The following is a 17,752-nucleotide window of genomic DNA, read 5'->3' as shown; positions in this document are numbered from 1 at the left end:
AATGGAGATAATAAATAAACCTTTAAAAGTGGCACTTTATGCCTTCACCGTAAGTTGCATTCTAGCTAATGTAAGTATTGGTCAAGAGTCAGCGCTTGCTACTGCAAATCGCAACTTTACCGAAGTGGGTAAGGAATTTTCCATTAAAGATAAAAATCTTAGAAAGTGGGATGCGCCTGTTGTAGTCGATTTAGATAACGATGGCTATCTTGATTTGCTAATTAATGATCATGGTTATGGCGTACAAGTTTGCTGGAATAATAAAGGGAAATTTGAAAAACCATACGACATATTAATAGGAGACGTTCACGGAGTTTCTGTGGGTGATCTTGATGGCGATGGAAATTTAGAGATTATAATGGCTCGCGGCGGTGGCTCTGGTGGTAATGCTCGAAATTCTAAATTGTTCACGGTAAATAAAAAGCGTGAATTTATTGAGCTTCCTGAATTTAATGTGCCACTAGAAATGATGCGCGGTCGTACCGTTAAGTTTGTAGATTTAGATAATGACGGTGATTTAGATCTACTAAATTTTGCTTTCCCTGACGCAGATAAAAAAGGAGAAAGTGAAAATTATATCTATGAAAATATAGGTAAAGGGGAACTAGTTTTTAAATCTAAATTACCTGCTATAAAAGCAGACGGTCAAAAAACGCTAGTAACAGATTTTAATGGGGATGCTATTGTAGATATCATTATGTATGGTACTGGCAGTGTGAAAGCTTTTCAAGGTTTAGGAGATCTTACTTTTAAAGAAGTTACAGATAAAATATTCCCATTTAAAATAGATGATGTTACGAGTATTAACGAAATAGATTTTGACAATGATGGCGATTTCGATTTGTTCTTTACACGCTCAAAAGATTTTGAAATAGGGGAAACATTCTTTGATAAAGAAAGTAAAACATGGGGCTTTTTTACAAAAAGGGGCGCTTTTAAGTTTGCAGATCTTGAAGTAGGCGATGTATTGAATATGGAAAATTTTCAGTCACAATGGCCTAATGCCGATACTTATTTTATTGGAGAATCTGGGTATGATTATAAATTCCCAGCAGAGACGCACTCTGGTAAAAACATTAGATTAGTAAACAGCAATTCTCTTGGGTTTCCTGATAATTATAAAGACAAATCTGGTTTTTACATAGGCTATGTAGGAAATGATAAATGGAGAATCGCAGGATCTCTTAATGCTCCGGCAACAGGTGTGGTACATGGCGTATTAGACTATCCTGATTACAATCACCCTAAAGCTCCAAGCACTTTATTGTTAGAAAATAAAGGAGGGAAATTTACTGATGTTACCGAGAAGTCAAAAATATTCTTGAATGAGTTTATCGAAGGAGCAACAGTGGCTGATTTTGATAACAATGGTTTTGCAGATATTTTAATGGTAAAACGAGGCGATTTAATTCATCCCAATAAATCAGTATTGTATCTTAATTCTGGAAACGCCTCATTTCAACATATCCAAGATTTAGCAATTGTTTCTAATGAATTAGGAGCGATAGGGATGGCGGTTGAAACCATCGATTATGATTTAGATGGAAAAATAGATGTAGTCATTGGTAACGAAAGAGGAAAATGGCACTTGTTCAAAAATGAGTTGGAAAATGGTGCTAAAAATAAATCGGTTACTATCGAAATAGGCAACTCTAAGTCGGGAAAAGCGACAGCTTTAGGAGCGGTGGTCGAATTGCAGTCTTGTAACAAAAAACAAATACAACGTGTAGGAGCCACTGGAGCATCTTACTCACTTAGCTTCAATAAATTTATCCATTTTGGACTCGATTCTTGTGATAAAGCTATTAAAGCTAAAGTGACCTGGTCAAATGGAGAAACTAGCGAACAATCTATTAATTCGATCAAAACTAAAATTTTAATCGGAACCAAAAACTAACTAATAACCAATTTTTAATACATCATTTAATTATGAGTTCATATAAAAGAAACGCATTTACTTATGCCACAATTGTAGCCTTTGGAGGCTTTGTTTTTGGCTTAGATGCAGCGGTAATATCAGGAACAGTAAAGTTTATTACTGAGGAGTTTTCTTTAAATCCTATGCAATTAGGGATTGTCGTGGGTGCTCCTAGTATAGGTGTCTTGTTGGCTCTGTTTTTTGCAGGTAGTGCCTGTAATGCTTTAGGTAGACGAACAACCCTAAAAATTATTGCATTATTGTATTTAATTTCGGCGGTAGGGGCAACAATTGCACCTACATATTGGACACTAGTCGCTTCACGCTTCTTAGGTGGTTTGGCTTTTAGTTCGATTTCTGTTGCGTCAATGTACATTGGTGAAATTGCACCACCTAAATGGCGCGGTAAATTAGTATCGATGACTCAAATAAATATCGTTTTAGGGTTATCAGCCGCTTACTTTATCAACTATCTTATTTTAAATTATGCAAACTCAGATGCTGCTTGGGTAGTGAGTACTGGTTTAAAAACTAATGTATGGCGATGGATGTTAGGATCTGAAATCATTCCTGCGTTTGCCTGGTTAGTAGCTTTGTTCTTTATTCCTAGAAGTCCAGCTTGGTTGATGCTTAATGGTAAAAAAGAAGAAGCAATTAACACGCTTAGAAAAATTCAAGCAGAGGAGGAAGTAACTATTTTAATTTCAGAAATGGAAAATGAGATCACTTCTGGTTCGCAAGATCATTCTCTTGTATCTCAATTAAAAGAAATCTTTAGTAAAAAAATGCGTGTCATTTTAATTATCGCAACCACCATTGCCATAGCGCAGCAAGCTACGGGAATCAACGCAATATTATTTTATGCTCCTACAGTTTTTGAACAAATTGGAGGTGGATCAGATACTGCTTTTATGCAATCTATTTGGGTAGGATTAACTAGTGTGGTTTTTACGATTCTAGGTTTATTGTTAGTAGATAAACTAGGACGTAGACCATTAATTATATGGGGAATGGCCTGGATAATTCTAAGTTTAGGGATTTGCTTTTACGGATTTCAAACTGCGAGATATACCATAACAACCGAAGCAATCACAGCATTATCATCAGTTGATAATGTGCAAAGACTGCAACCTATTGTGGGTGTGGAGTATGGTAGCGATATCGAATTTAAAAAAGCATTAGAAGATAATTTAGGCGCGGTAGATGCACGTAACTACGAGAGTATTTTAATTCAAAAAGCAGCAACTATTAATTCAATTTTGATACTAGTAGGAATACTTAGTTTTATTGCTGCATTTCATTTTTCTGTAGGGCCAGTAATGTGGGTACTGTTCTCAGAAATTTTCCCAAATTCTATTAGAGGGATCGCAATCCCATTTTTTACATTGATAACAAGCTTAGTGAGTATGCTAGTTCAGGTATTTTTCCCTAAGCAGCTCGCCACTATGGGAATAAGTTACACCTTGCTATTTTATGCAGTGACTGTCGCTATAGGGTTAGTGATTTTGTACCGTTATTTAGTAGAGACAAAAAATATGACTATTGAGGAAATTCAATTGAAACTCCAGAACAAATAATTAGAATTTAAAGCGCTACAGACTTTAAGTATGTGGGGTTGAATTATAGGAAATAATATTATTAGCCACAGATTAAATAGTTATAAGCATAGTAAGCTGTTTTTAAAATTAGTAGAATTCAGAGCGAGATGTAGTTAAATAGCATGGTTTTGCAAGCTTTTAAAAGTCAATAAAATTTTATTATTAAACGAATATTAAAACAAAAAGAGATGAGATATGTCAGTGTTAATTTGCTATTACTTGTTAGTGCAATAGTATTTTCGAATATAGGTTGTGCGCAGAAAAAGCAAAGTAAATCGGCTATCAAAAGTAAAGCAATCGACCAAAAGGTATATCCGTTTTCTGATCAAGAAAATGCTGGTGGTTGGGTATTAAACGAGGAAGTAAGTGATGAGTTTGATGGTGATACAATCGATACTACAAAATGGTTTATTGAAGGTCAAAATGGAGATTATTACATCTGGAAAGGGCGAGCACCTTCACAATTTGCGCCACACAATGTAATTGTAGAAGGCGGTAAATTAAAGTTAAGAACACAATGGGAGCCCAATTTTAACTTTGCTAAAGAAAATTATGCAGATGGTGCAAATACTGATGTTTATGGTATGCATGAAGGAAAGCCACTGCCTGTGACGACGGCAGGTATTGTTAGCAAAAAAAGATTTTTAAATGGCTATATGGAAGTAAAGTCAAAAGCAGGTAATGCTGCTATTACTGCCGCTTTCTGGGCTATTGGGTACGAACAAGAGTTAGATGTTTACGAACAAATGGGGAACCCTAAAATTGACGGAACCATCTTATCTAATACGGTTAGAACAGCGATTCATGATTGGAGTCCGCCTGCGGTTCGTCCTACAAAAGTGTTTGGAAACGACGAATTAGTAAATTATAAAACTGCCGATTCTTTTCACGTTTATGGAGTAGAATGGGGTGCAGATTTCTTAAAAGTTTTTAGAGACGGAAAGCTAACTTATGAAGCACATCAAAAAGAGTTAGGTACAGACTGGGTGCTAAACAATCCGATGGAAGTATGGTTGGATTCTGAAATTTTTAAATGGTTAGGTGTTCCTCATAAAGAAGAGCTTCCGGTAGATTTTGAGGTAGAATACATGCGTGTATGGCAAAAACCATCAGATAATTTATTAGCAAGAGACCGTGCATTTTATGGTTTTGAAGGTCCTATTTTATTCGAAAATAATCCAAGATCGCTTACTATGGTTCCTGAGGATTCAACGCCTAATGACTATCAAAAGTTTTGGTCAATAGACAGTACATCTGCAAAATATTTCAAAATAGTAGAAGGTGATTATGCTTCTGGTGTCAACAGTTTGGCATTTTCAGGTTATGGTAAAAACGAAAAATTAGAAGCAGATAAAGTGCAAGCGATCACTCCAGAAGGAGCTTTGAAATTGGCTTCAGGATCTTTTAAAATTAGCATGAAAGTATGGCTGGATGAAGGTAGAATCGCAGATAAAATACACGTGCAGTTAAATAACCCTAAAGTGACTGTAGTTTTTGCCGATCTTACAAAATTAGCAAGGAGGCAATGGGTGACGGTTGAGGCTTCATTTACAAGAAATCAACCATCAGAGTTGAATGATGGAATGCTAATCGAAATCAAAAAAGAAGATTTACCAGAAACTAAAGCAGCTAAGTTATTTATTGACGATATACAAATTACAAAAATATAATTACCATGTTAAAAACCACAAAAGTTAAACCATTGTTCTTGCTTCCTTTGACCGTATTAATGGGAATAGGTTGTAGCAGTACAAAAGCACAAAGCACAGGAAGGACGCAAAAAACAGAATCAGCTGTTGCTAAATACAATCCTTATTCTGATCCAAAAAATACGGAAGGTTGGGTACTTAATGAAGAAATTAGTGACGAATTTGAAGGTACTAAAATTGACACTACAAAATGGTTTGTAGAAGGGCAAAACGGCGATTATTACATCTGGAAAGGAAGAGCGCCCTCACAATTTGCGCCTCATAATGTGACTGTTAAAGATGGTAAATTGAAATTAAGAACAGCATGGGAACCTAAATATCCATTTGCTAAAGAAGAGTATGCCGATGGAAATATGGGAGCGTCTGTATATGGAATGATCGACGGAAAACCATTGCCTATCACAACGGCAGGCGTTATTTCTAAAAAACGTTTTTTAAACGGTTATATGGAAGTAAAATCTAAAGTAGGTAATGCTGCGATTACTGGCGCTTTTTGGGCCATTGGTTACGAGCAAGAATTAGATGTTTATGAATTAATGGGGAACCCAAAAGTTAAAACGGGAAACATTAAAGAAAATTCATATTTAGCAACTGCACACGACTGGAGTCCTCCGGCAACGAGACCAACAAACGTTTTTCAACACACAGAAAATTTGCCTTATAGAACCGCAGATGCTTTTCATGTGTATGGAGCAGAGTGGGGTGAGGATTATTTAAAATTGTTCATAGATGGTAAATTAGTGCATCAATTTTCACAAGACGAAGTAGGGACAGACTGGGTACTAAATAATCCTATGGAAGTTTGGTTGGATTCTGAAATTTTTAAATGGTTAGGTTTGCCTCATAAAGAAGAACTACCGGTTGATTTTGAAATCGAATACATGCGTGTTTGGCAAAAGCCATCAGATAATTTACTCGCTAAAGACCGTGCATTTTATGGTTTTGAAGGCCCTATTTTATTCGAAAATAATAAAAGACCACTTAAAATGGTACCGGAAGATTCAACACCAAATGAGTATCAAAAATTTTGGTTGATTGATGCGCCTTCATCGAAATATTTAGAAATTGTCGAAGGAGATTATGCTTCGGGAGTGAACAGTCTCAAATTTACAGGATTTGGTAAAAACGAAAAATTAGAAGCAGAAAAAGTAATTGCTAAAACGCCAGATGGATCTTTAAAACTACCGGCGGGTGATTTTACTTTATCTATGAAGCTGTGGCTAGATCAAGGACGTATTGCAAATACAATTCATGTGACTTTGCAAAACCCGAAGTTAGAAGTCGAGTTTAAAGATTTAGAAAAATTAGCGAGAAGACAATGGGTAACCGTTGAAGCAAAAATTTCTAGAGCACAAGCTTCTGCAATTAATGACGGAATGGAGATTGAAATTCGCAAAGCAGACCTACCCAAAACAAAAGCGGCCAAACTATATATTGACGATATAGCAGTGCACAAAGTAAAATAGATAAAAGAGAAGATTAGAATATAAAACACACATTATGAGCACAAGTTCAAACAATCATAACAACGCAATTACAAATAACTCTGAAAGTCCTTTTGTAAAACTGAAAAGTATCAATTTTGGTGACTGTAAATGGGATACCGGATTCTGGGCTGATAAAGTAAAAACGGCCGAAGATCACATGCTTCCTTACATGGGCGATTTATTGTGTGGAGATATTGGTCATGGTTTAAATAATTTTAAAATTGCTGCAGGTGAAAAAGAGGGAGAGCACAAAGGGTTCTACTGGCATGATGGTGATTTTTATAAATTTATGGAGGCCAAAACCTATATCTATGGCTTAACAAAAAACGAGTCTATTTTAAAAGAATTAGATGAGTACATTGCTGTTATAGGTAGAGCTCAAGAGGAGGATGGTTACATACATACTCATATCCAAATCACAGAAGGAGCAGACCGTTTTGAAAATAGAAAATACCACGAGATGTATAATTGTGGGCATTTATTTATAGCAGGTACAGTGCACTATCGCATTACAGGACAACGCAATTTTCTTGATATAGCGGTGAAAATGGCCAACTTACTATGTGCGTATTTTATGCCTGATACAAAGCATTATCAACGTTTTGGTTTCAACCAAACGCAAATAATGGGTCTGGTGGAATTGTTTAGAACAACACGAGATGAAAAATACTTAAAGCTAGCAGAAAAGTTTATAAACCGTCGAGGGACTTATGAAATAAAACACGATTCAACGACTGAGGGATATCCTATAGGGGATATGGTGCAAGAAAGAACGCCTCTAAGAGAATCTAAAGAAGCAGTAGGGCATGCAGTTTTAGCTTTGTACTATTACGCAGGTGCTGCTGATGTTTATGCCGAAACAGGTGAACAAGCCTTGATAGATGCATTAGACGGCTTGTGGGAGAATGTTACAGGCAAAAAGATGTACGTAACAGGAGCAGTTGGTCAAGCCCATTTTGGTGCTTCGACTAATTTAGATATGATTCAAGAAGGTTTTATAGACGCCTACATGATGCCTAATATGACTGCCTATAATGAGACTTGTGCTAACTTGTGCAATGCTATGTTTAGCAGTAGAATGATGGCTATAAAAGAGGAATCTAAATATGCAGATATTATAGAACTTGTACTGTACAACAGTGGATTATCTGGAATTAGTATTGAAGGAAAAGATTATTTTTATTCTAATCCGTTGCGTATGGTCAACAATTCTAGGGATTATGAATCTCATGCTGATGTTACTGAGAGCCCAGTACGACAACCTTATATTGAGTGTTTTTGTTGTCCTCCTAACTTAGTAAGGACCATTTGTAAAAGTTCAGGATGGGCATATAATTTATCTGAAAATGGTGTGGCAGTAGTATTGTTTGGTGGGAATACCTTAGATACTAATTTGCTAGATGGTTCGGCTATTAAATTATCACAAGACACAGACTATCCTTGGAAAGGTATCGTTAAAATTACCGTTGAAGAATGTAAAAACGATGCTTTTGATATTAAAGTAAGAATTCCTAATTGGGCTATTGGTAGTAGTTTGACTGTTAATGGAGAAGCGGTTACTACGACCATTAATCCAGGTAATTTTGCTACGATTACTAGAGCCTGGAAAGCGGGTGATGTTATCATTTTAGACATGCCTATGGAGGTTACTTTAATCGAAGGTCACAATAGAATTGAAGAAGTTAGAAATCAAGTAGCGGTTAAAAGAGGCCCTATTGTATACTGTTTAGAAACACCAGATTTACCTGAAGGCGTTTCAATATTAGATGTGTATTTTGATGGTAACGGTCCTAAAGAGGCTGTACATAAAGAGAATTTTCTTGGGGGTATAACTGTCGTTGAAGCGCCACTTTTAATTAGAGCAGCAAAGACAGATGATATGTATCAAACAGTTAGTAAGCCAGCATTTCAATCGTATAAGGCGCAACTAGTTCCTTACTATGCTTGGAGCAATAGAGGACAGGCAGAGATGACTGTTTTTCTACCTGTTGTTTGGTAATAACAAAGCAAATTAACAAAGCCGAAAACTAAAACGTTACTTTTTCTAACGTCCAGTTTTCGGCTTTTTTATTGGACCAATCTTGATTTATTGCATAGTACGTGTTGGGAGCAACTTGGGCAATTGTGGTACTTTTATTTATTTTTTTCGAATGGACAACTGTCGCCGAAATCCAATTATCAGTACTAACTAACTCTCTGACATAATGGTCGTTGTTTTGATCTGCAGCAAATGATACTCCTACAATGTTGTTTTTTTCATTTAATAGCATACCATCAAATCCTTCAAATTCAAATTCTTTTAGTTCGATAATCGTAGCTTCTTCTGGATTTGATAACGGTATTTTTACTAGTTGTGAATGAGCATTGCTATAACTTACCAGTAAATAGCCATCTGGATGCGCTACAATTCCGTTAGGTTTTGAAAAGCCTTCTTTTTCGAAAAAAATAGTGGGTTGGAGATTACTATTAACTTTATAGATCACATCCTCTAAGCGACCTGTTACATAAATATCACTCGATAAACTTACAGCTACATCATTTACTTGATGGCTCTTCTTGTTAGTTAATAAAGGAGTTAGTGCAATAGAATGCTGCAAGTTTCCACTAATGAGATTATATATGGCTAGATTTCCTGATAATTTATCGTTTTCACAGGCTAGTAAACGGTTGTTCTTAAAATCTACTTCCAGACCAAAACTGGACATACTTGAACCCGTACTAGTATTCGAAAATACCGTAGCAATACCATTTAAACTTACTGCTACAATTTTTGGCTCTTTGTTTATCGCACTTAGATAAAAGTTGTTTTTACTATAGTCAAATGCAATTCCCTCTGGATTTTGACCAGCTGCATTAAATGTTATTTGGTTAGGATAGCTATTTGTTTTTTTCTTGTATACACTATCAGTTTGCTTTAGTTTACATGAAACGGGCAATAGAATTAAAGGAATGGCAATCGAAAATAGTAGTTTAGATTTAAGCATAATTGGTCGTTTATGTTAGTATTAGAATGAGTTATAAAGAAACTGCAAAATGGCTAATATTTTGCGGTAGAAATTATCCAAGACTTACTGATTATTAACGATTTCAAAATAATTCAGGCTAAAAAAAACACATTTTAATTTTTTATTTGCCAAATAAGGTTAAAATCGAATACTTATATGATAAAATGACCTTTATTAAATCAAATGTTTTTGCGTCAATTTGTAAAGCAACAGTAGTTAAATAATGTTAGTTAGGCTGGTGTTACTAAAAATAAATAAAAACAATGCTATGAAAAAAATAGTACTACTACTTACAATTGTTGGTTTCCAAATGACTGTCAATGCTCAAAAGAAACCCAATATTGTATTCTTATTTTGTGATGATGCTGGTTATGCTGATTTTGGTTTTCAAGGCAGTAAGATTATGAAAACACCCAACTTAGATAAACTGGCAAAGCGTGGGGTAAAATTCACGCAAGGTTATGTTACTGATGCCACTTGTGCGCCTTCAAGAGCAGGACTTATAACGGGTAAATACCAGCAACGTTTTGGTTATGAAGAAATCAATGTACCAGGTTATATGAGTGAAAGTTCAAAGTTTCTTGGTGATGATATGGGGTTACCATTAGATCAAGTAACAATGGCTGATTATCTTAAAAAGCTAGGTTACACTAGTGCTATGATTGGAAAATGGCATTTAGGGGATGCAGATCGCTTTCATCCATTAAAAAGAGGTTTTGATGAATTTTATGGTTTTAGAGGTGGTGACCGTAGCTACTATGCTTACAAAGGAGACTTAAAAGGGAACAACTTAGATAAGAGAATGGAGAATGGTTTTGGGAATTTTGAAGAACCTGATGGTTATGCCACAGATGTTTTTGGAGAGAAAGCAGTTTCTTTTATCGAAAGAAATCAAGACAAGCCATTTTTTCTTTACTTAGCTTTTAACGCGGTGCATACGCCTGTTGAAGCAACTGCTGAAGATTTAAAACAATTTCCAGAGCTAGTAGGGGTACGTCAAGAAGTTGCTGCGATGACCCTAGCTTTAGATAGAGCGTGTGGTAAAGTGCTAGATAAATTAAAAGAATTAGGCTTAGATGAAAATACGATTGTAGTTTTCTCAAATGATAATGGCGGACCTACAGATAATAATGCTTCTATAAATTTACCATTGAGTGGTACAAAATCCAATCATTTAGAAGGCGGTTTGAGAGTGCCGTTTTTAGTGAGTTGGCCAGCGCAATTAAAGGCAAACCAAGTATATAACTACCCGGTAAGCACGTTAGATTTATTGCCTACTTTTTACGTTGCAGGAGGAGGAAATAGCGCAGATTTGAAAGACATTGATGGGGTAAATCTTGTACCGTATTTAAAAGGAGAGGAAACACAAAGACCACATGAAACAATGTTTTGGAAAAAAGAAAATCGTGCTGTTTATAGAGAGAACGATTGGAAACTAATTCGTTTTCCTGATAGACCAGCAGAGCTGTATGACTTGACAAAAGATATCTCTGAGCAAAACGATTTAGCTACAAAATATCCTGAACGAGTTAGAAAGATGTACAAACAACTTTTTAGTTGGGAATTGACCTTAGAGCGACCTTTGTGGATGCTTAAAAGAAAATTTGAAAAGTATGATATTGATCGAATGGACCGTTATAGAAGTCCAGAGTTAGTTAAAAAGGAAATGAAGTTAATGAGTGATCCTTCGTATTTTGGAAAAACCCATTAATTAAGTTGGTTTTTTTTTATTAGTTAGTAAAAATCCAGTATTAGTAGTTCGCTACTGTACTGGATTTTTCTATTTAAACTATGTTTTGTTTCTGTTTTTACGGCTTTTTATTATCAAAGATGTTCAGGTTATCTAGATTTGCATAGAATAATTACAATTAATCGGCTTGAATTTTCAACAACCATTTGGCTGTTTTTTTGTTTTCGAAATGAGTAATAACGCGCTATTTTAATAAGGTAGAGGTAGCGCTATGATTCAAGCTAAGAATTAAGTTTTAATAGTGTCAAGAAAGTGTCGTTATTGATTATTGCTGCTGTTATGCTTGAATGTATTCGCTTCACAGAAAAATGTTTAATTGATACTAGTTTAGTTGAGATAACTAGCTAGCAGTATTACACTACCGTTTATCAGTGAATTCAGCCGTACCTATTATAAAATTAAATCAGTAATCTACCCAAAAAAAAATCCAGCAATAGAAAGTCTTTCTACGCTGGATTCTTCAATACTATCTTAATAAATTACGACTGCTTTTTATTAGATAAAGCTATTAATTCTTTTACAATTTTTGGATTTTGCTTTGCGATATTTACCGTTTCATTTGGATCTTTTACGTGATCGTATAATTCTACGTATAATGGCGTATCGTTGGGTTTTCTTCTATCTTTCCAAACAACAATTCTATAATTATCTGTTCGCATTGCGTAGCCCATTACAAATTGTTCAAAGGTTTTTCGATCCCACTTGTCACCCATTTGAGCCTCTATTTTTGCTTCTATTTTTTCGATTAGCGGCATGAAGAAAGTAGTTCTAAACGGCGGTGTAAATGGACGCGCTGCCCATTCACGCAAAGCTGGTGTTGGAAATACGCTAAATGCAGGTTTTGATGATTTTGCAGCAGGATTTTTCAAAAACGGAACTAAACTTTGACCCTCTAAATGTGCCGGTTTATTGATGCCCGCTAATTCACATAAAGTAGGATATAAATCAATTAGCTCAACGGTAGCATCTGATTGATGGCCTTTGGATTTGCTCGTTACACCAGGTGCAGAAATTATAAACGGTACGCGAGTGGCAATCTCATAGTTGGTTGCTTTCCCCCAATATCCCATTTCTCCCAAATTAAATCCGTGGTCAGACCATAATACGATCACAGTATTGTCATACTCGCCAGAATCTTTCAAGGCTTGGATCATTTTTCCTAATTGAGCGTCTATATAACTGATACACGCATAGTAACCATGTTTTAGTTTCCTCTGTAATTCAGGGCTAAATTCACCCGTTTTAGGCATGTCTGCTGAAACGCGTAGCTCTAAGGATTCTGATAGCGCCATACTTGCACCATCAATAGGAGGGCTAACTTGAGTCGCAATTGGAATTTTTGATTCGTCATACAGGTCCCAGTATTTTTTTGGAGCAATCCAATCAAGGTGTGGTTTTTTAAATCCTAGTGCAAGAAACCAAGGTTTGTCCCCTTTCTTAACCATTTCATTTAACGTTGCAATTGCAGACAAGGTGTTGTATCCATCATCATAGGTTTCGTCTGGTACATCAGCAGATTCTAAGGCAGGACCTTTATCTAGCCAATTCTCACGAATAAGTTTGGCGCCATATTTAGCTTCTAATTCTTCTTTATTTTTTGCATACATCTCTTGGCTTGCCGCAAGCGCATATCCTCCAGATATCTTAGGTACATTATCACCCACTTGTACCTTCACCGGTTTTCTACTCCAAGACATTTCATCATCTGTAAACCCAGGGTGAAATACTTTTCCTGTAAAGACAGTTTCATAACCGTTTTCCTTAAAGTGCTGTGGGATCGTCACAATGCTTGGTACATTTTCTCTAAAATCTTGAAACAAGTCAATTACATTTATAGTCTCATTGCGTGCTCCAGTCATGACACTAGCACGTGAAGGACCACAAATAGCCTCTTGACAATACGCACGGTTAAATTGTACTCCGTTTTGAGACAAAGCATCGATATTAGGAGATTTTACAATTTCTGAGCCATAGGTTCCTAACTCTGCGCGCAGGTCATCAACTGCAATGAATAAGATATTGGGTTGTTTCTTTTTCTGCGAAAAAGCACTGTAGGAACTAAGTACTGCTAGTAGTAAAAGTGGGAGTAGTTGTTTTGTTTTCATCGAATAAAAGTTAGCTAAAGTAAATTACGTTTTTAGTTTAATAGATCGAATTACAAATAAGGAAAATATGTCAGTTATTTTAATCATTAAGATTACCCTTTGCTATAAAGATTTTACCCGAAAATTACTTTAAAATTTAACATATCCAAAAAAAAAGCATTTTAAAATAGATAATATGATAGTAATGAGAGGTAAATTTAAGAACTCTTTAATAGCATAAATGTTTTTACTTAGCGAATTACAGTAGTACCAATTTAAAAAGTAAAACTAGTTTAATATAAATGAAGACAAATAAAAAAAATGTACTTTTTGGCGTTTTGATGGTTTTAGCAACCAATGTACAAGCGCAAACGTCAGAAATAAATGTAACTTCTAAAATAGCAAATTTACAAACGCTGATTCACGACCTAGAGGATAGAAAAATTGATTCTTACAAAGAAAAGATGACGGTACGTGTTGCCGAAGTATTTTTAAAATATGCTCGCTGGGATGAGAAAAACGTTGCTTTTAATCAAGATGCCTTCAAAATGGTTAACATTTACAAGGATCAAGCTGGAAAACTAGCTCAAGAACTACCTGAATTTGAAAGGAAAGACATCCTAACAATGCTTGATGCATCAATAAATACCGCAACACAGCTCAAAGAAGGAAAAATTAGTAGAAAGCCATATCATGAAATAGATTGGTCTAAAATTGTCGTTAAGCAAGATCAATTACTATATAATGATAGACCTGTGTTTCTATCTGATTACACATGGAAACCAGAAACGAAGGAACTAACAGACTATTTTGGACAGCTAGACGGCTACCTTTTAAGTCCGATGCAATTAGCCGATCAAACAGGAGAATTAGTAGCTAAAACAAAGAAAGAGTTACAAGAAAAAGCTTCTGGAAATGCAGGATTTATTTTTATTGCAAACAATAATGTGCCGCAATGGACGGCAAAAGCTTACGGGGATCAATTTAATAAAATCATAGGAAAACCATTTACAGCTTATGACATTGATAATCCTGGCGCTAGAAACATGATGAGTGATTTGTTTGCAAAGACGGTTCCGTTTATAGCAGCTAAAAACTACTCGCAACTAGGCTACATGCTGGTAAACGAGCCGCGCTGGGCAAATTATACAAACGGAAAGAAGAAAGTATATTTTAGATCAGATGTGTCTAAATACACTATTGATAAATTCATCACCTGGCTTAAAGACAAACATGATTCTATTGCAGCGTTAAATGCACTATGGGGAACCAATTTTTCAAACTTTGATGCAGTTGCCACTGCTGTACCAATTGATATTTCGACAATGGGAACAGCAAAATGGTACGATTGGACCACCTTTAATCAAGAGCGTGTTACACAATGGATCGCGTTTTTAAAAGCTGAAATTATTAAATATGACCCGGCAGCAAAAGTACATTTGAAAATAATGCCTTCTATTTTTACGAATAATGATGCTGATAGTGGTATCGATTTTGAGGCTTTGACTACCTTAAGTGGTATCAACGGTAATGATGTTGCAGCGCATTACAATAATACAAGAGAAACTGCCGACTGGCAAGCTGATTACGTATTAGGTTGGCGAGAACTGTTTATGGGGTATGACTTTCTAAAATCAATACAGCCTGACCAAATTAATTTTAATTCAGAAAGTCACTTAATAACAACAAACCACGCTAGGGATTTATACATGAATCCCAAATATGTTAGAGCGGTAACTTGGGCGGCACATACATTAGGATTAAATGCCACGCAAACTTGGTACTGGCCCAGAGCAGAGGATGGTTCTTTCAAGAAGAAATTGACAAATGCTTATGCGGGTTCACTTAATCAACAGCCTAGAGTGACGCAAGAGCTAGAGAGCACGATGATTGATTTGAATACTTTTAGTGAAGAGATCACGGCAATGCAGGAGCAACGCAAACCAATTAGAGTTTTTTATTCTAAAACTACAGCAAATCAAAAGGCCACTTATATGGATGATCTTTTTAAGCTGTACGAGAGTTTAAATTTTGAAGGCTTGCCTTTAGGTTTTGCTACAAGTAACAGTATCCAGCGAATTGATAGTAAAAATTGGGATGTTATCGCAATTTATAAAACAGAGAAAGTGACTCAAGCGGAGTTTGATGCAGTACAAAGCTATTTGAACAAGGGAGGGAAAGTACTTATTGACGATGTAAGTTTTAAATCAGATGAATATGGGCGTCCTTTAAAGCCACTAGTGAAGGCGGCAGGTATGTTACAAATTGTTTCTGTTTTAGAGAATATGAAAAAGTCAGCACTCGAAATAGTACAAAATCTTGACCATATGCCTAAGGTAACTGTTGAAGAAGTTGTTATAGGAGCTAAGAAAAAATGTACTTGGAGAAGCGTTACAGCTAAGGACGGCCGTCAGGTCTTATCGGTTATTAATTTGGGAAAGGAAGCGATACAGATAAAATTTAAAATGACTAATTCAACACATGGAGTTGTATGTACTGATTTGATTAATGGAGTAGCAGTTGCTGCAACACCACTATTAAAACCGTACGAAGTGTACTTTGTATCGGTCTCTGAGCAAAAGTAAAAAAGCGCACGCTTACCGTTGAAACATTTAGTTTGAGAATATAATGCCTTTGAAAAAGAGGTCTCTTTTGAAACTATTAAAATAATTTAGGAATGAAACTACCCATAAAATACAGTTTGCTGTTACTAAGTTGTGGCATGTTTGCGCAGTCTTACAAAACCGTTTCTGTTGTTGATAATTACAACAATTGGGGTTGGAACAATGTATTAGTTGCTAAAAACAAGTTTATTACTGTTGCTGTAGTACCAGACGCTGCAGGGAGAATGCTCCAATTTGATTTGGGTAAAACAGCTTCATTATGGGTAAATCCTAAACTGCTAGGACGCAAATTTGCTGCTGACGATAAAGTTAAAATGCAAGACTGGCGCAACTTTGGTGGGTACCGCCTTGTGCCCATACCAGTAGATAATTTTGCTGTCAACAGTAATGGAGAAAGAACGAAGCGCTGGCCGCCACCGGTTATAATGGGCGATAGTCCGTATGACGCTTTTGTATCTACTGATGCAGCCGCCCACCAGCTGATTAATGTGAGTTCAGGAATTCAAAATCTTCCCGTACCAGTATTTGATCGCACTATAAATACATTCAGTACTGTTCTTAATTACGATGAGCAATTACAGTACAAGCGTAGTATGTATATCGAGAAAGGGAAAAGTCTGGTTTTTATTACCCATAGCTTGCTAAATAAAGGAGCAACCACAATTGAAAGAGGGCTTAAAATTACTAGTCAGCATCCTACTAGAAGCGAACCTCAACTAGAAGACGGGGAGAATTTTTTAGCTTATATTCCCATTTCTAACAAGGATGTATTGCCAAATGGTAAATCATTTGAAATCATGTTGACACCGCAATCAAGATGGAACTTTGTAAATAAAAACAGGAAACCATTAGATAAAAATAATGCAGAGGATGTAGCTAAATATTTCAATAGCGGGACAAACTGGAAAGGGGAGGTTGCTCCTGGGGTATATGAGTTGCATTATGATTACGATTTGATGGGTGGCGTGCATTTTATAGCTGCAAAATCATGGATAGGCTTTGTAGACAAATTAAAGAAGACTGCTTTTGTCACTATTTTTGAACCCTATAGTAAAAAACTAAATTATGAGTATGGTGCCAATGCTGAGATTTACAACAGTGGCTTAGAAACAGGATATTTAGAAACAGAAATCAAAACAGCGATTCACACCTTAAAACCTGGACAGCGTTTTGATTATAACGAAATCCAAGCTGCGGCAAAAATAGCAAGTACACCCATTCTTGAGGTGAATAAAACAGGTATAATTACTCAAAAACTCCATCTAACAAAAGACGGAATAGCTCATGGTGCTTATGGTGTTTTTGTCCAAGGTAAAGCTATCGTAATTGCAAAAAACAATCAAGGTGAAATCATTAGAAAAAGAGCATTAGGAAATGTAAGTCCGTTAAAAGCGTTTACTTTTGATGCCTATTTAAAAGAGGAAAAAGCAGTGGCTACTATTGCTATTTATATCAAAGCAGCTGGTGATCTCTATTTATTAGACAGTGTTGACGTTACTAGTAATTGAGGGTAATTTCTGTTAGTATTGGGATAAAAAACAACTACGAATCGCCATGTAAAAAGTATAATTTTGAAA

Annotated in this window: 10 protein-coding genes; 8 read left to right on the top strand and 2 right to left on the bottom strand. The window is 35.8% G+C overall.

The genetic code is table 11. From position 1 onward, the window contains the following. The first annotated feature begins 1 nt into the window (after position 1). The 5 genes from HNP99_RS06530 (at position 2) to HNP99_RS06510 (ending at position 8,711) form a co-directional block, all read left to right on the top strand. Positions 2–1,897 carry a CRTAC1 family protein gene (locus HNP99_RS06530; RefSeq protein ID WP_173852495.1) on the top strand — a complete coding sequence of 632 codons (1,896 nt, stop codon included), beginning with the start codon at positions 2–4 and terminating at the stop codon, positions 1,895–1,897. Between the two features lie 32 nt (positions 1,898–1,929). Further along, positions 1,930–3,495, top strand: coding sequence for an MFS transporter (locus tag HNP99_RS06525; RefSeq protein ID WP_173852493.1), 1,566 nt, complete (start codon positions 1,930–1,932; stop codon positions 3,493–3,495). A gap of 209 nt (positions 3,496–3,704) precedes the next feature. After that, positions 3,705–5,186, top strand: coding sequence for a family 16 glycosylhydrolase (locus tag HNP99_RS06520; RefSeq protein ID WP_173852491.1), 1,482 nt, complete (start codon positions 3,705–3,707; stop codon positions 5,184–5,186). 5 nt (positions 5,187–5,191) lie between these two features. Next, entirely contained in the window at positions 5,192–6,691 is a 1,500-nt protein-coding gene (locus HNP99_RS06515; RefSeq protein WP_173852489.1) for a family 16 glycosylhydrolase, read from the top strand. Positions 6,692–6,725: 34 nt separating this feature from the next. After that, positions 6,726–8,711, top strand: coding sequence for a glycoside hydrolase family 127 protein (locus HNP99_RS06510; protein WP_173852487.1), 1,986 nt, complete (start codon positions 6,726–6,728; stop codon positions 8,709–8,711). A gap of 28 nt (positions 8,712–8,739) precedes the next feature. Here HNP99_RS06510 and HNP99_RS06505 read toward each other — a convergent pair whose 3' ends face one another. Next, on the bottom strand, positions 8,740–9,696 hold the full coding sequence (locus tag HNP99_RS06505; protein WP_173852485.1) for a hypothetical protein: 957 nt from the start codon (positions 9,694–9,696) through the stop codon (positions 8,740–8,742). A gap of 289 nt (positions 9,697–9,985) precedes the next feature. Between HNP99_RS06505 and HNP99_RS06500 the strand changes: the two genes are divergently transcribed. Continuing rightward, positions 9,986–11,428: a sulfatase gene (locus HNP99_RS06500; RefSeq protein ID WP_173837961.1), complete on the top strand. Its 1,443-nt coding sequence runs from the start codon at positions 9,986–9,988 to the stop codon at positions 11,426–11,428. 518 nt (positions 11,429–11,946) lie between these two features. Here the strand turns inward: HNP99_RS06500 and HNP99_RS06495 are convergent. Further along, complete coding sequence (locus HNP99_RS06495) at positions 11,947–13,572, bottom strand: sulfatase (protein WP_173852483.1); 1,626 nt, start codon at positions 13,570–13,572, stop codon at positions 11,947–11,949. A 281-nt stretch (positions 13,573–13,853) separates the two neighbouring features. Here HNP99_RS06495 and HNP99_RS06490 point away from each other — a divergent pair, with 281 nt between their 5' ends. Then, positions 13,854–16,136 (top strand): beta-galactosidase, encoded by a 2,283-nt coding sequence (locus HNP99_RS06490; RefSeq protein WP_173852481.1) that lies wholly within the window; start codon positions 13,854–13,856, stop codon positions 16,134–16,136. Between the two features lie 92 nt (positions 16,137–16,228). Then, positions 16,229–17,683 carry a hypothetical protein gene (locus tag HNP99_RS06485; RefSeq protein ID WP_173852480.1) on the top strand — a complete coding sequence of 485 codons (1,455 nt, stop codon included), beginning with the start codon at positions 16,229–16,231 and terminating at the stop codon, positions 17,681–17,683. The last annotated feature ends 69 nt before the right edge of the window (positions 17,684–17,752 follow it).

The sequence above is a fragment of the Flavobacterium gelidicaeli genome (assembly GCF_013294005.1).
In the GTDB taxonomy this organism is placed as follows: domain Bacteria; phylum Bacteroidota; class Bacteroidia; order Flavobacteriales; family Flavobacteriaceae; genus Flavobacterium.
Note: the sequence above shows the minus strand (reverse complement) of the source record. Positions and strands in the feature narration are given on the sequence as shown.